The 17,665-nt window shown below is 60.9% G+C and carries 15 protein-coding genes; 5 read left to right on the top strand and 10 right to left on the bottom strand.

The annotated features are described in order from the left end of the window. Positions 1-127: 127 nt before the first annotated feature. Positions 128-307 carry a DUF6026 family protein gene (locus tag C9990_RS32495; RefSeq protein WP_256595109.1) on the bottom strand — a complete coding sequence of 60 codons (180 nt, stop codon included), beginning with the start codon at positions 305-307 and terminating at the stop codon, positions 128-130. Positions 308-577: 270 nt separating this feature from the next. Between C9990_RS32495 and gnd the strand changes: the two genes are divergently transcribed. From gnd to C9990_RS17930, 3 genes are read left to right on the top strand one after another with little or no spacing between them, the layout of a single operon-like run. Beyond that, positions 578-1,561 carry a phosphogluconate dehydrogenase (NAD(+)-dependent, decarboxylating) gene (gnd, locus tag C9990_RS17940; protein ID WP_106804164.1) on the top strand — a complete coding sequence of 328 codons (984 nt, stop codon included), beginning with the start codon at positions 578-580 and terminating at the stop codon, positions 1,559-1,561. Beyond that, entirely contained in the window at positions 1,558-3,081 is a 1,524-nt protein-coding gene (zwf, locus tag C9990_RS17935) for a glucose-6-phosphate dehydrogenase (protein WP_106804163.1), read from the top strand. The genes gnd and zwf overlap by 4 nt, the downstream gene beginning before the upstream one ends. Then, on the top strand, positions 3,078-3,902 hold the full coding sequence (locus C9990_RS17930; RefSeq protein WP_065906497.1) for a Cof-type HAD-IIB family hydrolase: 825 nt from the start codon (positions 3,078-3,080) through the stop codon (positions 3,900-3,902). Before zwf ends, C9990_RS17930 begins: the two co-directional genes overlap by 4 nt. Before the next feature lie 62 nt (positions 3,903-3,964). Here the strand turns inward: C9990_RS17930 and C9990_RS17925 are convergent, their stop codons facing one another. Continuing rightward, complete coding sequence (locus C9990_RS17925) at positions 3,965-4,225, bottom strand: hypothetical protein (RefSeq protein ID WP_065906499.1); 261 nt, start codon at positions 4,223-4,225, stop codon at positions 3,965-3,967. 344 nt (positions 4,226-4,569) lie between these two features. Here C9990_RS17925 and C9990_RS17920 point away from each other — a divergent pair, with 344 nt between their 5' ends. After that, positions 4,570-5,895: a sigma-54 dependent transcriptional regulator gene (locus tag C9990_RS17920; RefSeq protein WP_106804162.1), complete on the top strand. Its 1,326-nt coding sequence runs from the start codon at positions 4,570-4,572 to the stop codon at positions 5,893-5,895. Between the two features lie 89 nt (positions 5,896-5,984). Here C9990_RS17920 and C9990_RS17915 read toward each other — a convergent pair whose 3' ends face one another. The 7 genes from C9990_RS17915 to C9990_RS17885 all read right to left on the bottom strand — a co-directional run bounded on the left by C9990_RS17915 (position 5,985) and on the right by C9990_RS17885 (position 11,984). Next, the gene (locus C9990_RS17915) at positions 5,985-7,292 is read right to left on the bottom strand and encodes a transporter (protein ID WP_106804161.1); all 1,308 of its coding nucleotides are present in this window, start codon (positions 7,290-7,292) and stop codon (positions 5,985-5,987) included. Positions 7,293-7,341: 49 nt separating this feature from the next. After that, positions 7,342-8,091, bottom strand: coding sequence for a hypothetical protein (locus tag C9990_RS17910; RefSeq protein WP_106804160.1), 750 nt, complete (start codon positions 8,089-8,091; stop codon positions 7,342-7,344). A 37-nt stretch (positions 8,092-8,128) separates the two neighbouring features. After that, a complete protein-coding gene (locus C9990_RS17905; RefSeq protein WP_106804159.1) occupies positions 8,129-8,806 on the bottom strand; it encodes a C39 family peptidase in 678 nt (225 codons plus the stop codon). Between the two features lie 62 nt (positions 8,807-8,868). Then, complete coding sequence (locus tag C9990_RS17900; RefSeq protein WP_106804158.1) at positions 8,869-9,576, bottom strand: heme utilization protein; 708 nt, start codon at positions 9,574-9,576, stop codon at positions 8,869-8,871. Positions 9,577-9,643: 67 nt separating this feature from the next. Then, on the bottom strand, positions 9,644-10,207 hold the full coding sequence (locus C9990_RS17895; RefSeq protein WP_106804157.1) for an adhesin: 564 nt from the start codon (positions 10,205-10,207) through the stop codon (positions 9,644-9,646). Further along, positions 10,204-10,656 carry a hypothetical protein gene (locus C9990_RS17890; protein WP_106804156.1) on the bottom strand — a complete coding sequence of 151 codons (453 nt, stop codon included), beginning with the start codon at positions 10,654-10,656 and terminating at the stop codon, positions 10,204-10,206. Before C9990_RS17890 ends, C9990_RS17895 begins: the two co-directional genes overlap by 4 nt. Before the next feature lie 329 nt (positions 10,657-10,985). Next, positions 10,986-11,984 (bottom strand): FecR family protein, encoded by a 999-nt coding sequence (locus C9990_RS17885; protein WP_106804155.1) that lies wholly within the window; start codon positions 11,982-11,984, stop codon positions 10,986-10,988. Positions 11,985-12,136: 152 nt separating this feature from the next. On the opposite strand from C9990_RS17885, the gene C9990_RS17880 reads away from it, so the two are divergent. Continuing rightward, on the top strand, positions 12,137-12,406 hold the full coding sequence (locus C9990_RS17880; RefSeq protein ID WP_016979404.1) for a PepSY domain-containing protein: 270 nt from the start codon (positions 12,137-12,139) through the stop codon (positions 12,404-12,406). A 20-nt stretch (positions 12,407-12,426) separates the two neighbouring features. On the opposite strand, the gene C9990_RS17875 is transcribed toward C9990_RS17880, so the two are convergent. Further along, the gene (locus tag C9990_RS17875) at positions 12,427-17,556 is read right to left on the bottom strand and encodes a dermonecrotic toxin domain-containing protein (RefSeq protein WP_106804154.1); all 5,130 of its coding nucleotides are present in this window, start codon (positions 17,554-17,556) and stop codon (positions 12,427-12,429) included. Between the last annotated feature and the right edge of the window lie 109 nt (positions 17,557-17,665).

Here is a 17,665-nt window from a genome sequence, read left to right as displayed (position 1 = left end):
GCGCAGGGCTGCGCGCAACAGAGGCCACCCTGGAATGGGGTGGCCGTTCGGGCGGGAGTATCGGGAGGGGCGTGTGAAAACTTTGTGAGATTTTTGTAGCGGTTATCTTACAAAGCGATGACCGGGCTTAGCAGAGCGCAGGCTGTGCGCCAGCAGGCTGATCCAGCTGAGCTTGAATGATGTGCGCACGCAGGCGCATGACTTCCTGCTGCAGCAGCTCGCGTTCGTCTTTCAACTGGCGCAGCTCGTCGCGACGGATAGAGACGTAGAGGGTCTGTGGAGGACGGGTCATCTGTGCAGTGCTCATTGCTTACCTCGCAAATAGCCGGTGTGTCGCGGTGTGCCAGAACGCTTGAGTCGAGGTTCTCGGCAGCAGTCGGGACAATTCTGAATTCTTTTTGCGGGCAATGGAACTTTTTTATTTTTGGCGGTCGTGTGACTTTTTGTGTCGTGATGCTGAAGTGATGGCAACTTTTTGTCATGAAACTACACGGATCCGCTCTGGACTAACCCTCATTAGCCTCATTGCGCTATAAACTATGTCACACATTTATTTAGCAGTTAGGAGCATCAGCACATGCAACTGGGGATTATCGGACTAGGCCGCATGGGCGGGAATATTGCACGGCGCCTGATGCTCAATGGGCATACCACCGTTGTTTACGACCGTAACGAAGCATTTGTCAAAGGGTTGAGCGAGGAGGGCGCCACCGGCGTTGCCGACTTGAAAGCCTTGGTCGCCGGGCTGCAGAAGCCGCGCGCGATCTGGGTGATGTTGCCGGCAGGCGACCCGACCGAAAACACCATCAATGAATTGAGCGAGCTGCTGGAAGACGGTGATGTGATCATCGACGGCGGCAACACCAACTACAAGGATGACGTGCGCCGTGCCAAGGCCTTGTCGGAAAAGGGCCTGCACTATGTCGACGTCGGCACCTCCGGCGGCGTCTGGGGCCTGGAACGTGGCTATTGCATGATGATCGGCGGCGACGCCGAGACCGTGCAGCGCCTCGACCCGATCTTCGCCAGCCTGGCGCCGGGCCTGGGCAGCATCCCGCGGACCAAGGACCGTTCCGCCAGCGCCGACAGCCGCGCCGAGCACGGCTACATCCATGCCGGCCCTGCGGGTTCCGGGCATTTCGTCAAGATGATCCACAACGGCATCGAGTACGGGATGATGCAGGCGTTCGCCGAAGGTTTTGACATTCTCAAGACCAAGAACTCGGAAAACCTGCCGGAAGACCAGCGTTTCGACCTCAATGTCGCCGATATCGCCGAAGTCTGGCGCCGTGGCAGCGTGGTGTCGTCGTGGCTGCTGGACCTGACCGCCGATGCCCTGGCAACCGACCCGAAACTCGACGGCTACTCCGGCTCCGTGGCCGACAGTGGCGAAGGTCGCTGGACCATCGAAGCGGCCATGGAACAAGCGGTGCCGGTGCCGGTACTGTCCACCTCGCTGTTCGCCCGCTTTCGCTCGCGCCAGCAGAGCACATACGGTGACAAGATGCTGTCTGCCATGCGCTTCGGCTTTGGTGGTCACGTGGAGACTTCCAAAAAATGACCGCCAACGGCAAAAAAACCAAGGCCGAACCCGCTCCACCCACCACCTTGTTTCTGTTTGGCGCCCATGGCGACCTGGTCAAGCGCCTGCTGATGCCGGCGCTGTACAACCTCAGTCGCGACGGGTTGCTGGGCGACGGCTTGCGCATCGTCGGCGTTGATCACAACGCCATCAGCGATGCCGACTTCGCCAAGAAGCTCGAGGATTTCATTCGCACCGAGGCCGCCAGCAAGGTCAAGGGCAATGGCGATAACGCCCTCGACCCGCAACTGTGGGCGCAACTGGCCAAGGGCATCAGCTACGTCGAGGGGGATTTTCTCGACGACAGCACCTACGCCGACATCGGCAAGAAAATTGCCGACAGTGGCACCGGCAATGCGGTGTTCTACCTGGCCACCGCGCCGCGTTTCTTCAGTGACGTGGTGCAGCGCCTGGGCAGTGCCGGGCTGTTGACCGAAACCGAGGACAGCTTTCGCCGCGTCGTGATCGAAAAGCCCTTCGGCTCCGACCTCGCCACCGCCGAAGCGCTGAACGCCAGCCTGCTCAAGGTGATGAGCGAGAAGCAGATCTATCGCATCGACCATTACCTGGGCAAGGAGACGGTGCAGAACATCTTGATCAGCCGTTTCTCCAACGTGCTGTTCGAAGCGTTCTGGAACAACCATTACATCGACCACGTGCAGATCACCGCTGCCGAAACCGTCGGCGTCGAGACCCGCGGCAATTTCTTCGAAAAAACCGGGACCCTGCGCGACATGGTGCCCAATCACTTGTTCCAGCTGCTGGCGATGGTCGCCATGGAACCGCCGGCGGCGTTTGGTGCCGATGCGGTGCGCGGTGAGAAGGCCAAGGTGATCGGCGCGGTACGTCCCTGGTCGCTCGAGGAAGCCCGGACCAACTCGGTGCGCGGCCAGTACACCGCCGGCGAAATCGGCGGCAAGTTGCTGGCCGGCTATCGCGAAGAGGCCAACGTTGCCCCTGACAGCAGTACCGAGACTTTCGTCGCCCTCAAGGTGATGATCGACAACTGGCGCTGGGTCGGCGTGCCGTTCTACCTGCGCACCGGCAAGCGCATGAGCGTGCGCGATACTGAAATCGTGATCTGCTTCAAGCCGGCACCGTATGCGCAGTTCCGTGATACCGAGGTTGATGAGCTCAAGTCCACCTACCTGAAGATCCAGATCCAGCCCAATGAAGGCATGTGGTTCGACCTGTTGGCGAAAAAGCCTGGGCCGGCCCTGGACATGGCTAACATCCAGCTGGGCTTTGCCTACAAGGACTTCTTCGAGATGCAACCGTCGACAGGCTACGAAACCCTGATCTACGACTGCATGACCGGTGACCAGACCTTGTTCCAGCGTGCCGACAACATCGAGAACGGCTGGCGTGCGGTGCAGCCTTTCCTCGATGCGTGGAAGGAAGATGACGGGATCCAGACCTACAAGGCAGGCGAAGACGGCCCGGCAGCCGCCGATGCGTTGCTGGCCCGCGATGGCCACGCCTGGCACAGCCTCGGATGAGTGATGCCGCGATTCATCCCATCCGTTTTATCCTCAGTGACGTCGACGGCACTTTGCTGCACCCCGACCACAGCCTGAGCCAGCGCACCGCCGATGCGGTGCGCGCGTTGCGGGACGCCGGCGTTCATTTCAGCCTGGCCAGCGGGCGACCGCCCAAGGCCATGCTGCAATTGATCGAGACCTTTGGCATCGATGTGCCGGTGGCGGGCTTCAATGGCGGTACGCTGATCAACCCGGATGGCAGCATCCTGGTGGCCCACCATCTGCCGGCGGAGGCGGCGCTGGTGACCCTGGCGCTGTTTTCGAGCGAGCCGGACGTGGAAGTCTGGGTGTTCGCCGACGGCGACTGGCTGCGCCGTGACTCGCCGGGGCCGATGGAGCAGCGCGAGGCTGACGGCCTGGGCTATGGACCCGTGGTGGTGGAGAGTTTTGAGCCGTACCTGGACCGGGTCGACAAGATTGTCGCTGCCAGTCACAACACGCAGTTGCTGGTTGAACTGGAAGCGCAGTTGCAGCCCAAGGTGCAAGGGCTGGCCCATGTGTCACGGTCGCAGCCGGTGTACCTCGACGTGACGGCCATGCTGGCCAACAAGGGCGAGGCGCTCAAGACCCTGGCCGCGCACCTGGGCGTGCCCCTGGAGCAGACGGCGGCCATCGGCGATGGCGGCAATGATCCGGCCATGTTTCAAGTGGCCGGGTTGTCGATTGCCATGGGCCAGGCAGAAGAAGCCGTCAAGCGCCAAGCCAGTGTGGTCACTGGCAGCAATATTGACGACGGTGCGGCCGAAGCTATTGAACGGTTTATTCTGGCCGCGCAATAAAGGCTGAACTTGCGCTCATGAAGGGTGTGTCACACCGTTAATGAGCGCAAGTTACTCTCGACTTACTTCGGCATCGCCCAGGATTGCAACTGGTGGCCGTCTTTATCGAGTTCGGCGCGAGCCTGTAACAACAGGTTTTCCAATTGCGCTGGGTCGGTATATGCACTCGACGACAATTGTTTGCTGCCAATACGGGTGTTGGTGCGGTCGATGACGCTCAGGCTGAGGGCGCCGTTGCCATCGTGCCAGGCCACGCACTGAAAGGGCTGGAAAGCACGGTCTGCGATCAAAAGAGCTTCGTTGATGCGGAGCGGGGCGTTCATGTGGGTCTTCTCTCTCATTGCCCATTCAAGTGAATGCCGTTGGTTGGGCGAGCCAAACGGCGGGTTACTTGTACTGATGCACGATGACGGGGTACGGGTCACATGCTAGAGCAAGATTTTTTAACTTTCCCTGATTAACGTCATGTAAGCGGCTGTTTTGAAAGCTGAATGAAAGTTTCCATGTGGCGCAACTTTTTTCCGGCAGATACCGGTAAGTGGCTTTTTGCCCAGACTTATAGCAAAACGGTCCAAGCGCTGCGTCAAGACCTTGCTAGTGTTAGCCCCAAGCGTCACAAACCGTTGTTTTAAAATAACTTTAACAATTTTGACGCCAAGGAATAGTCATGATTGTTACACCCGTGCAGCGCCGTTTGCTTGTGGTCGACCCTTGTGACGATTGTCACGGGCTACTGCCCGGCTTGCGCACGGCCGGGTGGGAGGTCGACAGCTGTGCCTTGGAGTCCGTCGGCGATCGGTCCTGCGACGTCGGCCTGTTACGTTTACAGCCCTATCACCTGGAGCGCCCCGAGGCGGTCAAGGAGCTGATCGGCCGCAGCGGCACCGAGTGGATTGCGGTGCTCAGCCAGGACGTATTGCGCCTGCAGAATGTCGGAGACTTTGTCTGCGAATGGTTTTTTGACTTCCATACCTTGCCCTTCGATGTCGCTCGCGTACAGGTGACCCTGGGCCGCGCCTTCGGCATGGCACGCCTGCGTGGCAAAGGCCACACCCAGGTGGATGAGCCGGAGCACGAAATGCTGGGCGACAGCCGACCGATCCGCGAGTTGCGCAAATTGCTCTCCAAGCTGGCGCCGACCGAATCTCCCGTGCTGATCCGTGGGGACAGCGGCACCGGCAAGGAGCTGGTAGCCAAGACCCTGCACCGTCAATCGCAGCGTCACGCCAAGCCGTTTGTCGCGATCAATTGCGGGGCGATCCCGGAGCACCTGATCCAATCGGAATTATTCGGCCATGAGAAGGGCGCGTTCACCGGCGCCCACCAACGCAAGGTTGGGCGTATTGAGGCCGCTAACGGTGGCACCTTGTTCCTCGATGAAATCGGCGACCTGCCGATGGAACTGCAAGCCAATTTGCTGCGTTTCCTGCAGGAAAAACAGATCGAGCGAGTCGGTGGCAGCCAGCCGATTGCGGTGGATGTGCGGGTGCTGGCCGCCACGCACGTCGATCTTGAGGCCGCGGTCGAGAAGGGTACCTTTCGCGAAGATTTGTATTACCGGCTGAATGTGTTGCAAGTGGTCACTGCGCCGCTGCGTGAACGGCACGGCGATGTGGCGATGCTGGCCAATCATTTTTCACGCTTCTACAGCCAGGAAACAGGACGGCGACCGCGCAGCTTCAGTGAAGACGCGCTGGTAGCGATGGGGCAGCACCCTTGGCCGGGCAATGTCCGCGAGCTGGCCAACCGCGTGCGTCGTGGCCTGGTGCTGGCTGAAGGACGGCAGATCGAGGCCGTTGATCTGGGATTGCAGGGTGAACAGGCAATTTCGTTGCCGATGGCTACACTGGAAGACTATAAGCACCGCGCCGAGCGTCAGGCGCTGTGCGATGTGCTCAACCGGCACAGCGACAACCTCAGTGTCGCGGCCCGCGTGCTGGGGGTTTCCCGGCCCACGTTCTACCGGTTGCTGCACAAACACCAGATCCGCTAGGGCGGGTAAACCGAAAAGCCCCGCAACGACCCTTATCGTTGCGGGGCTTTTCCTTGTGGGTTTTCCATCCCTTGCCGGCGATGGTTTGCTTAGAAGTAGTACGGGAATTTCAGGCTGAAGGTAAAGTCCGGCGCATCGTCCGTCATGCCGATCGACAGGTTCGGCACGATCGTCAGGTTGTCCGAGGCGGCAATCGTCATGCCCACGTTGAAGTACCCGGCGTTGGCGTCGCTGGAGACCACCGATTGCCAGTCCTGGCCGCTCTGCTTGACCTTGCTCTTGCGTTGCACCAGATCGGAGACGGAGAACGACATACTCATCTTCTCGTTGAGGGCGAAGGCGACACCCACGCCGAGTTGGAAGCTGTCACCCAGGCTGATCTTGCCGGGGATTTTCTGGTTGACGTTGGGGCTGATATCGCTGAATGAGTCCTCGAAGTTGTGGGTATAGGACAACGAACCGAACAGCACGGCCGGGTCGAAGGTCTTGACCAGGGAGATGCCCGGCGTCACCGACCACACCCCGTTGCCCGTCGGCAGGCTTTCCGGCACGGCGAGGTTGTCGTTGCCCGGTTGTTCGATCAGCTTGATGCCATACGGATCTTGCCCGGTCGGCGCCTTGACGCGCACCGACACCACCGCATCCGGCAGGCTGGCGCTTTCGTCGAGGAATTTGTAGGCAATGCCGAAGTTGACGTCGCCAATGGTCGGGTCGCGGGTCACCGTCCCTTCCGAGGTGGCATTCGAGTTGCCGCCGGCGCCGCCGGACTGGTAGGTCGACTCGCGGTACACCACTGGCACGTTCAGGTCGAATTGCCAGCGATTGTCCAGGTTGTAGCGCCCGGTGAGGTCCAGGGTCCAACTGTCGGACTTGATCCGGTCGAGGTTGATGTTGCCGAGGAAAATCGAATCCAGCGCCAGGAAGCCGTTGAGGGACAGCTGACGGGCGTCGTAGCGGGCATAGGTGATGCCGGTCTCGAAGCTGAACTTGCCGTTGCCGAAGAAGCCACTGGCCTCGTTGTACAGGTTGCTCACGCTCTGGGCGGGGGCCGAGTCGTCCTTGAGGCTTTGCCCATAGGAACTGCCGCCGCCGCCGGCACCGCCCGATGCCGCCGCGGCACCGACGCCGGGCGCACCGGCCACGGTGGTACTTTTACTGAAGTCGGCGGGCGACTTGGCCAGGCGCTTGGGCGCAGGCGTCGCGGGCTGGTCTTCTACCTGTCGCACCCTCTGTTCCAATACCGCCAATGCCTTTTGTTGCACTTCGTAGCGTTGCTTGAGCTCCAGCAGTTCCTGTTTCAGCGATTCAATATCGGCGTCCGGCGCTGCATACAGCATCGTTGCAGGCAGGAGCGTACTCAAACAAACCACGGCACGTAACGATAAAGATCGATGCATGAAGTAAGCCGTCCCTTTCTAATGCGTAAGTGTCGTGGCTCAGCGTAGTTCAATAACCGGCAGGGCGTAGGCCTTTGAGTTGATCCAGATTGAGGTTTTGCGTGATGTTGTTAAGGCCGTTGTTGCCCAGCACCACGTTGAGCTGGGTCAGGTTGTTCACGAAGTTGCTGTTGCCTTGGATGATCGTGCCTTGCAGCACGTTGCCGCCGCCAATTTGCTGCACGACATTGCCTTGGTTGTTATTGGCCTGGAGGGCCATTTGCAACCCGCCATTCTTGGCGGTGACCGTGACCTGGCCCGCTGCGGTGCCGCCGGTAATCGGCTGGCCGGCCATCAAGGCCTGGCCGGACTGGACGAAGTTGGCGGGCGCCAAGCCGTTCTTGCTGACGTTGATATCGACGCCGTTGGTGGCCGTGTTGCCGTCCCCGGCGGCACGTACGCTCTGCACAACACCTTGGCCGGTGCCCAGGCCGGCGCCACCGACGACCGTGCCGGTGCCGTTGGGCTGCTGGATCACGCCGTTGCCATCGTTGCCGGTGATCTGCACATAGAACTGCGGGGTGATGGTGGAAGCGTTGACTTGCATGTTGGCGGTGCCGGTGACGGTGGCACCGGCGGCGTTGGTCCAGGTACTGCTCATGACGATGCCAAAGCTCACGATTCGCCCGGGCATCACGTAGCGGCCGCGCAGGTCGGCCATTTCTGAATCCTTGAGCTCGATCGGCTTGAACGCCGACGAAGCATAAACAGGTGCTGAGGCTGCCAGGCACATGACCGTCAGCCAACCGAGAGTGTTCATCGTCTGCTCCTGGAGCGTCCTGCTCCTTATTGCGCTTCTAGAAGAAGTCGCTCTGGATAAAACCGAAGTCCATCAGTTCGCTGTCGCGTACCGGGCTGAATTCGTTCAGCTGGTTCTTGGCGGTCAGTGGCGTGGGCGGGTCGAGCAGGGCATTGGCCTTGTCGTAGCCTTCACCCAGCACGGCGAATACGATGCCGTTCCAGCCTTTGACGAAATCGTCCGTGGCGTAGCGCTTGTGGCCCAGTACGGGATCGCCGATGTACACCCAGTCCTTATCGGCGCGCTGCATGACCACGAAATGCTTGTAGCCGCGAATATCCAGCAGTACGACCACAGGCACTTTCACGGTGAGCAGCACTTGCGGAGTGATCCGGTAGCCCTTGGCACGCATGTTGATGCTTTCCAGGTAGCGCTTCATGTCGAGCATGGAAAAGCCCTGGGTACGCACCAGGTCCTGGTCGGCGTTGACCAGCATGCCCTTGATCACGTGCTCTTCATCCACGTCCATCCAGTACGCTTGGCGCAGGATGGTGGCCAGTGCGGCGGCGCCACAACTGAAATCGGTTTTCTGTTCCACCAGGTTGGCGAACTTGCGCTCGCGGATGCTCTCGACCTTTTTGTAGATCAACCCACCACCGGGCATGACCACGGCCATTTGCCCCGCCCAGGTCGGGCCGGTGAGTGCTAGCAGCAGGAAGAGGGCAACGAGGCGCATGATCGTATGACCTGTTGGACACTGGAATAAAAAAGGGCCTTGTTGCCAAGGCCCTATCAGGATCAGAAGCGAGTGATTGCTACGTTGTTCTGACCTTGGTTGTTGCTACCCGACAGAACGTTGGAGTTCGACACCCCGGAGCTGTAGTTCATCGAGTTGTTCACGCTGGCGTTGTTGACCACTGGTTTGGCGCTCCAGCCATGGCCACTGCTCAGGTTGAGGGTCAGGTTGCCCGACACATCCTGCACGCCGACTGCGGATGCAGCACCGCCGTCGCCATTACCCGAGGCGATTGCAACGCTGTTGCTGGCCTGGTTGGAAGTGCCCGATGCGGCGTTCAGCTGGATGACGCCCGAAGAGTTGTTGCCGCTGTCGTTGAGCGACGCGTTGTTTTTGGTGCCGCTGTTGAGCACGAAGTTGCCGGTGTTCGATTGTGCGGTACCGGTGCTGGCGAACACGAAGTCGGCATCGCCGGAAACGATGGCCACGTCGTTTTTGCCTTGGTTGTTGTCACCGCTCAGCACGTTGCCGTTCGCTACGCCACTGATGTGGTTGTAGGAGTCATTGGCCGAAGCGTTGTTTTTGGTTTTGTCGTTGATCACCACGTTGGAGTGGTTGCTTTGACCATCTGTAGTCGTCGCGGCAGCCGTGGTAGGGGCTGGTTGTGGACCGCCGCCACCACCATGGGGAGGTTGACCCGCTTGAGCAGCAACAGCCATGAGCGCAGCGAGAGCGAAAGCCAGTGGTTTGAGAGCCATTGTAGTTTTCATGGTGTATCTCCTTGCTTCTAATTAGTTGGTTAAGTGTTGGTACGGTCTAGCTATCGACCCAGCTCCATCAGTTGAGTCGTAAGTTCAGGGTGTTAGCCACTCGGTTCCCCACCCCGGCGCTCTGGTTGACCTGTACCACTCCACGGCTGCCGGTGAAGGCCTGGTCGCTGGTAACGACCTGGCGGCTGCCAGTGGTAGGGGTCAATCCTGAGTCTGTTGCAAGCGCAACGTTCTGTTGCGACATGACACTGTCGTCGATGCTTTGCGGACCTGCGTTGATGCTGATCCGCACGGCATTGATCATCTGGTTCTGGGCCCCGGCCGACTGATTGATGCCCAGTACACCGTTGCCGTTGCTGAAAGAGGTGCCCTTGATCGCCGCGTTGGCGTTGAGGGAGCGATCGGCGGGAACGCCGCTGATGCTTTGCGTGACGTTGATGTTCGCCTGGGCGTTGTGGCCTGTAGCGATGGCGACGTTGTTGCTCAATTGCTGCTGGTCACCGGCGGCCTGGTTAAGCATGACCACGCCGTTGTATTGCTTGCCCGAGTTATCCAGGGTGGCGTTGTTGTTGCTGTCGGCCATTGCCACACTGCAACCCAGCACCGCGAGAAGCATCCATGAACGGTTCATTTCATCGCTCCTCCGACCATGCCGCTGATACCGTTCAGCGGTTCGAGGCCACGTGAGACCGCGCTGTTGATCGTGCCCGAGATGCCGCCACCACTGTGGCCGGGCGCACTGCCTGCACCCAGGCCGATACCGCCGCCGATATTGTTCAAGCCGGTGATATCGCCGTTGGGCATGATGCTGCGGGTGATACTGGCGCCGGTGGTGATGCCCGCAAAGTCGTGGTCGCTGAGGACGACGCTGGTCACCGTGGCGATCTGTGCGGACGGATTGGCATTGGCGGTGGTGGGGTAGGGGTCGACGCCGCGAGTGCGGCCGATTGCGTAAGGATTCACATGGCGATCAATCACAATCACACCGTTACCGTCGGCCAGCGCTGGAAGGCTGACGCTGGTTGCCAGCACGCAGCTGACCAGGAGGAGGCTCAATGAACCTTGAGTGTGAGTGACCACGGCACTATTCCTTATTCTTCACGCTGACCCTAAACAGCGCTGTAGGGGATAGAGCAGAAGGCGTGCCGCTTTTTATTTACCTTTGTTATTCAGGGGGTTGAGATTAGTTAGCGGCAAAGTGATGTCACCGTTGTTTCATCCATGAAACAGGCCCTTGCACACGCGCACTGAACGCACCCCTGCGCAAACGCTTCACCTGGCTGTATCAGCGGCGTAACACCTTGCCGGGTAAACGCAGGACGCCGCCCAGTACGGGCGGTCCAGCGCGTCCAGGTGTAAAAAAAATGGACACTGCGCGCGCAGCGAGGCCCTCACCGGCGCGGGCCGGCTCAGCCTTTCGGGGCTTTACGCGGGATGGAATTGAGTACGGGATTGCCGTCCTGGTTCTGGGTCAGGTAGACCGGCAAAACCTTGGGCAGGGAGGGAATGAGGTTGTTGACCTCATTGATGTTGTAGATGCCGCCGATGCGGATCGCGCCGGTGTTGGCGTCGGCCAGCATCACCGGTTTGTTCAGGTAGCGATTGATCAGCGGCAACGCGTCGGCCAGGGCCAGGTTGTCGAGGATCAGCTTGCCCTGGCGCCAGGCCAGTGCGGTGTCATTCGGGCTGATCGGGCGTATGCGCGGCGTGGCATCGCCCAGTTGATAGCTGGCCTGCATGCCGGGGGTGAGGGGCACGCTGCCGTGCACCTGGTCGCTGGCAATCTGCACCGAGCCTTCGAGCAGCATCACTCGCACCTGATCTTCATACGTCCAGACATTGAACTGGGTGCCGGTGACCCGCACCTGGCCTTGGCCGGCGCGCACGATAAACGGGTGAGTGCTGTCATGGCTGACCTTGAAGAACGCCTCGCCCTTTTTCAGCGTGACCCGGCGCTGGTCCTTGTAGTTGCTGTAGACCAGCTCGGTGCCAAGGTTGAGTTCCACCTGGCTGCCATCGCCGAGCGTGACCTGCCGCAGGCCCTGCTGGGTGGCCTCGAAGCGTTCATAGGAGCTGGGCAGCCAGCCCGCTTCCCAGCCGGTAAAGGCCGCGAGCGGCAGGGCGGCCAGGCAGATCGCCGCCGCTACCGCGTAGGTGCGCAGGCGGCTGCGCGGTTTGAACGGCACCACCACCGACGTCGGTTCATGGCGGGGCAGGTGGTCGGCGACGTCCCAGATTTCCAGCATCGCCGCGTATTCAAAGGCGTGCAGCGGGTGGGAATCGTGCCACTGGGTAAAAGCCTGACGTTCAGCCGGCGTGCAATCACTCGCGTGCAGGCGCATGCACCAATGCGCGGCGGCGTCGGTGATGGCGTCATATTCGGCTTCTGAAAGGGACTTTTCGCTCATTAACTCATCCTGATTTCGCACATTCTAACCTCCCGAGGCGGACGGCGAGAACAGCCATCATGGCGATTGCACATCAATTGGAACTTATTCTCGTTTGAAAACATCAGAAAACCGAGGACACGAGTCCGTCATTCCCACAATGGAGTACGAACATGCTGAAGAAAACCTTAGTCGCCCTGTGTGCAACCACTGCTTTGCTCAGCGCGGGCGCCGCCCTGGCCGATAAGCCGGGCGCAGGCTGGATCACCATCGAGAAGGCTATCGAGGTGGCCAAGACCAAGGCCGGCTACGTCGAGGTCTACGCGGCGGAAGCCGATGACAACGGCTATTGGGAAGTCAAAGGGCGCAAGTCCGACGGCACCGTGTATGAAGCCCGCATCGACGGGGCGTCCGGCAACATCCTGCGCGACCAGAAAGACTGATATACCCGCCGGGAGCCTGTTCAGGCTCCCGTCTCCAGCCTGCGCCCCAGGTCACTGATGATGCAGGTCACCGAGTCGGCATTGGCCAGGATCGTGTCGATCCGTTTGTCGGCATCGCTCATGAAAATATCCCTGGCCTGCGCAAGGCTGCGCGCACCGGTGGCGCTCAGCACTTTATCCTTGAGAATCCGGGTGCCATTGTGGCTGCCGAAATCCTCCCATTCCTGGCTGAACTCATCCCAGACCTTGAACAGGATGCTGGCCGGTGTAGAGATCGAGAAGGCGGTCTGGCGCAGGTCGTCGAGTTCGGTCTTCATCTGCCAGGCACCGCTGGCCTTGACGTTGATCAGGTCCGGGAACGGTCGCATGCTGTCCAGGTAAGCCAGGTCTTCGGTCAGGGACTTGAGGTGGGATATCTCATGGATCAACACGGTTGCCCGCGCGTGGGCGGAAATGTCGAACGGTGCGTTCAAGCGGTTCTGATAGACGTCCATGTGCGGGTCGAAAAAACGGTCCAGCAAGTAAATCTTGTGGTCGTGGTCTTCGGGCACGACAAAGGCAAACGTGGTTTGCGGATTGTAGCGATGGGTGCCGCTGACAAAGCGTGTCGAGTGGGCGCCGATCAGCGTGGGATTGGTCAACTCATCAAGCACCTCATCGACGCGCCGCTCGACCCTTTGCACCTGGGCGGGCGTCATCGTGACCACGCCGAACAACTCACCAAAGAACTGCCCGAGCCGGCTGTTGGGGTCGCGCAGCGGCTTGAAGTGCAGGAGGTTGCGCTTGCAGTTGACCGCATAGTACGTCGCGACGTTGAGCGCCTCGTCAATGCACTGCGCCTTCCAACTGGATAACGCCTCGATTTCCTGCAGGCCCACCGCTTCGATATTGATCGCGTCGCGTTCGGCCGCCAGCGTGTAGAGCTTGCCGGTAAAGCGACTCAGGACCTTGCCGTAGCGCGGGTGGCGCCGGTTGAAATCCAGCGTCCAGACGCCCTGGGCATCGCATTGCACATAGGGGCCGTGCAGGTCGCCTATGCTCAGGCGCCAGTGCTCTCCTGCTGGTTTCACCGGGTACACCTTGCCTGCCAATGGCACGAAATGATGTTCGCCGCTTGCATCCCGGTAGGGAAGAGTCAGCGCACGAAGCTCCAGTTCGCCCAGGGCAAAATCGTGGGTTTCAAACGCCTGCAGTTGCGTACGCAAGGGCCCGGTGAGGTCCAGGTCCGCCAGCGTCAGTTCGCCCGACGACGGCCTGACCTGGCTCTGAATAGCCGGGGCCTGGGGCAGCAGCCTATCCACCTCCTTGCGCAGTGACGCCAGTTGCGCCACGCCACACACAAAGGCCCTGAGCGCGTGTTGCCAGCGGTGTTGCTGCAAGTCCTCGGCGGAGATCTTGAATTGCTGGTAGCTGCGCCATACCACCAGCGGGTAGGCCAGCTTTCCGGCCATGAACTGCAAGCCCTTGGGGATGCCCTCGGTGAACAGGCTGGTGATGGCGTCCCATTGTGCCTCGCACGCGGGGGAAAACTGCGTGTCGAGCATCTGCTGCAGCATCTGGAGGTTGTCCTGATACAACCGGCCCAGCACATTGCCGTCGATGGTCGCGGCACCGAGGCGGATTTCCGAGAACCCACGGCCCCAACGCTCGCCGAGCAAATTGCGGTAGGTGGCCTGATGGGGCTCCTGCATCTGGCCGACGACCCAGTCCTGCAGGGTGCCGGGGCTGGTGATCGCGTTGACCAGGGCGGCTTCATGCGCGTATTCCTTCAGCAGGTGCTTGGGACTGTAGGGCGCGTACAGGATCAGGGGCCCGGCAGTTCCGGTTTTCGCCCCGATCAGGTAGCAGCCCAGGGCTTTGACCGGTGCTGCGCCCGGGGTGGCGATCAGCTCGAGCGGGCGAATGGTTGCATTGACGCCCGCCACCGCGTCGCGCGCCACGGCATCCGGCATATCAAAGACTTGCTGGATGTAGCTCCAGGCTGATGCGGACAATCGCTCCTCGAGGGTTTGTTCATGGGCGTATTGCAGCAACTGCCAGGGCAACTGCCGACAGAACAGTTGGCGCCGCTGGCGGCTGTCCTCGGTGTCACTTGCGAGGAGCGTCGTGAGTTTCTTCTGATAAAGGTTTTTCAACCCCACTTGCCGAACCAGTTGCACCACGGCGTTGCCGTCCAGTTCCGCCGGTAATGGCGTGGCGGTCCGCGAACGCGGGCGGATATCGTCACCGTTCAGCTGGGGCAAGTGCCGCAGCGCGAAGTCCACGAGGGTCTGGACATTGCCCGTAAGGTCGATACGACCGGGGATCAAGATGCCTTCCGGGTTGATCGCCTGCCCCGGAAAGCGCTTGCTGAGCAGGTCCGAGAGGAGGGGCATGACCTCATTGCGCAAGGGCGTGATGCCATGCAGGTAGTCGCGTTCGTCCGGTGCGCTGACGCGATACTGTTCCAACAGCTCGGCCTGCAGGATCTGCTCACGGGGTGCTGCCATGCCCAGCCACACCGGCAATGCCTGCTGATAGGTGATGGCCTTCGCGATCGCGATGGCGCGCGGCAGGTTGGTCGGCGGTGGCCGTCGGATCAGGTTGTCCATGCAGTCCTGAAAGCGCTCTGCGCTCAATCGCATCGAGAACAGATGGTCAATCTCGTCACGCATGAAGTCGCTGTAGGTCTGTTGCCGGTTGTGCAGCAGGTGATCGTCGATGCGTCGCAGCGGACCGAGCTGGCAGACCCGATGGGGTATGTACTGCGAGACCGGCAGGTTTTCCACCAGGGGCAGACGCTTGAGGGGATCGCGCAGGCGTCGTACCAGTGCGTCGCACAACGCCTTGATCGACCCGAATGACTCGTAGCCACTGCGCGGGGTCCATAGCAGCGCCACGCCGGAGTTGAACGGATCGATGCCGCCGCGCTCGGTCAAGACAAAACAATTGGCCAAGGCATGCGGCGTGTTGTCTGTGCCGAATCTCAAGGTCAGGCCGTACGCATCCGGTATGAACCCGTTCAGGCCATGGCGGGTCAGCCGGCTCATGCCGTCGGCGTTGAGCACGCTGTCCAGCAGCACCACGCTCTCGGCGGACAGGCTCTTGTGCAGCCAGCGCAGTTGCGCCTCGCCCCGCAGCCCCAGCAACATCGCCTGGCTGAGGTGGGCCTGGTTTTGCTCCAGGAGCAGGTTGGGCAGGGTGCGCAAGTCGTTTTCGGCAAACGTGCGTAGAACCTCGTCGATAATCGCATTGAAGGTAACCAGGCCCAGGTTGTGCAACTGGTAGGCGGCGCCGGCGGTGTACGGTCCGTAGAACCAGGTCAGCGACGATTCACTCAGCGCAGTGGCTTGCCGGGCCAGGCGGGCGATCAAGTGCTGCACCATGCTGGACGACGCCAGGGGCAGGCGCTCTTCGCGCTCCAGGGCAGGGGTGGGATAGGTATTGATAAAGACGGCGTCGGGCTGCAGCTCCAGGTGTCTGCTGTCTAATTCGTCTGCCAGCGCGTGGGCTGCCAGGCTGCGCAAGGTGGGATGGTGCTTGCGCTCCTCGGCCATGGCAACCTCGATGGCCTGCAGGCGCTGCAGGTGCCGCTTGGCTTTTTCCGCCAGCACCGTAGTCGGGCGCCCGTTGCCGCTGGTGACGGGATGCACGCTCCAGCGCCCGTCGGTTTCCTCGGCCAGCAACCGACTGTCGAGCATCGCACGCACATCCAGGGCACTGTCGAGCAACGCCGCCAGGTCGACGTCGCCGCCACTGCGCCGATACAGCCCCAGCGCATAGTCGAGGTTGTCGAGCTGCTTGCTGACAATGTCCTCGAGTGTCTCCTGAAACACATCGCCGACCACGGGCTTGCCGGTCACCTGGACCTCATCCATGCCAATAAACACGCTGCGCTCCTCCACGGAGAGGAAATTGAGCAGTTCATCCTCGTGCCCGGCGGCCTTGAGCATGGCCAATAGCGCGTTGTCGAGGTCTTGCAGGTTCGCGAGCACCTGCAAGCCGCGTGTCTGGGTGTAGAGATACGCGTGGGTGTTGCTGATCATCAGCGTGCTGGCGAGGTCGACGTAATGTTGAAAAGGCGCATGCACCCGCACCTTCTCGATATTCAGCTGCGGATCGAAGGCACTGCGCGCGGCCTGGTCCGGGAGGAACAGCGCGCGCAGTTTCTGGTTTTCCTCGGTGGACACGATCCATACCTGGTGCTTGAGCAGCAGGTCGGCGCGGAACTTGTCACTGATCACCCGCGCGAAAAACTGCAGGCGTGACTGCGTGTCGTCGAAGTCTTCATTCCAGTAGGTCTGCAGCAGGCTGCTCAATAACGTTGAGAGGATCGCGCTGGTCTGTTCGACCACGTTGTCCCAGCGCTGTTGGTCCTCGGCCAGTTGCTGTGGGGTAAAGGCGCTGGTGTCATGCGCGAGATTGGAATACGTGTGCGTCTGGCCTGCCGGCCAGGCCTGTTGCACATAAAAACGCAACAGTGTGTCGCGCAAAGGCTCAGAGGCGACCCAGTGCCCGCCCACGACGGTGAAGGAATTCACGCGTGTGTCGGCCTGTTTCAGACTACGGAAATGAGGGTGGGCCATGATCCCGAGCAAGGTGTCGAGCATCGCGTGCAGGCTGGGGAGTTGGCGCAATTGGCTGAGCATTGCCGCGACGTTTTTTTGCTGGCTGGCGCGGATCGCCTGCTCTTGATCCTGCATCACCGCCCCCTGGATGATGGCCGTGGTCACCGCCAGGCGCGCACCGGCCGGCAGCGCGTCACGGGTGTCGATGGACACAAATTGCAGTAACTCACTGCGCTGGCTGGGGTGTGTCAGGCGCTCTTCGAGCGTGCTGATCAGGGTGGTGCGGTGGTCGAACAGCTCGAGTCCGCCGTAAGGCGTGTAGAGCACGGCCTTGCCGTCGTCGGGCGTCGGGCTCATCAGGAACGCGCCCGCCAGCACGATGGCGGGTTGGCCGCTGAGGTTGACCAGCAACCTGTCGACCTGCATGGGAAAGCCATGCACCGTGGCGTCCTGGCGTGCCGCGTGGGTGGCGTAATACAGCGTGTGCAGCCACTCGAGGTCCCTGACCGTGAACCCCAGCGCACGCTCTCGTGGCGTAGGTTCCTTGCGGCGGGTCGGGCGAAGGAACTCATCGAAAAAGTACGGTGGGGTAACGCGCGCCATGGTGCATTCTCCGTTGTTGCAGCGGATAGGAGGCCCAAAGTAGGGGCTGGCACGGTGGGCAGGGCGGTAGATAACTGGCGCGCACTGCAAGCGCCCGTTGACAGCAGGC

Origin of the sequence: Pseudomonas sp. S5D5 (genome assembly GCF_003013355.1) — a bacterium.
GTDB lineage: Bacteria > Pseudomonadota > Gammaproteobacteria > Pseudomonadales > Pseudomonadaceae > Aquipseudomonas > Aquipseudomonas aylmerensis.
Note: the sequence above shows the minus strand (reverse complement) of the source record. Positions and strands in the feature narration are given on the sequence as shown.

Bases quoted from the DNA above. Each gene is read 5' to 3' on its own strand.
- C9990_RS17915 (WP_106804161.1), bottom strand. From the start codon at position 7,292: ATGCATCGATCTTTATCGTTACGTGCCGTGGTTTGTTTGAGTACGCTC.
- C9990_RS17905 (WP_106804159.1), bottom strand. From the start codon at position 8,806: ATGCGCCTCGTTGCCCTCTTCCTGCTGCTAGCACTCACCGGCCCGACC.
- C9990_RS17910 (WP_106804160.1), bottom strand. From the start codon at position 8,091: ATGAACACTCTCGGTTGGCTGACGGTCATGTGCCTGGCAGCCTCAGCA.
- C9990_RS17875 (WP_106804154.1), bottom strand. From the start codon at position 17,556: ATGGCGCGCGTTACCCCACCGTACTTTTTCGATGAGTTCCTTCGCCCG.
- C9990_RS17895 (WP_106804157.1), bottom strand. From the start codon at position 10,207: ATGAACCGTTCATGGATGCTTCTCGCGGTGCTGGGTTGCAGTGTGGCA.
- C9990_RS17925 (WP_065906499.1), bottom strand. From the start codon at position 4,225: ATGAACGCCCCGCTCCGCATCAACGAAGCTCTTTTGATCGCAGACCGT.
- zwf (WP_106804163.1), top strand. From the start codon at position 1,558: ATGACCGCCAACGGCAAAAAAACCAAGGCCGAACCCGCTCCACCCACC.
- C9990_RS32495 (WP_256595109.1), bottom strand. From the start codon at position 307: ATGAGCACTGCACAGATGACCCGTCCTCCACAGACCCTCTACGTCTCT.
- gnd (WP_106804164.1), top strand. From the start codon at position 578: ATGCAACTGGGGATTATCGGACTAGGCCGCATGGGCGGGAATATTGCA.
- C9990_RS17885 (WP_106804155.1), bottom strand. From the start codon at position 11,984: ATGAGCGAAAAGTCCCTTTCAGAAGCCGAATATGACGCCATCACCGAC.
- C9990_RS17920 (WP_106804162.1), top strand. From the start codon at position 4,570: ATGATTGTTACACCCGTGCAGCGCCGTTTGCTTGTGGTCGACCCTTGT.
- C9990_RS17930 (WP_065906497.1), top strand. From the start codon at position 3,078: ATGAGTGATGCCGCGATTCATCCCATCCGTTTTATCCTCAGTGACGTC.
- C9990_RS17880 (WP_016979404.1), top strand. From the start codon at position 12,137: ATGCTGAAGAAAACCTTAGTCGCCCTGTGTGCAACCACTGCTTTGCTC.
- C9990_RS17900 (WP_106804158.1), bottom strand. From the start codon at position 9,576: ATGAAAACTACAATGGCTCTCAAACCACTGGCTTTCGCTCTCGCTGCG.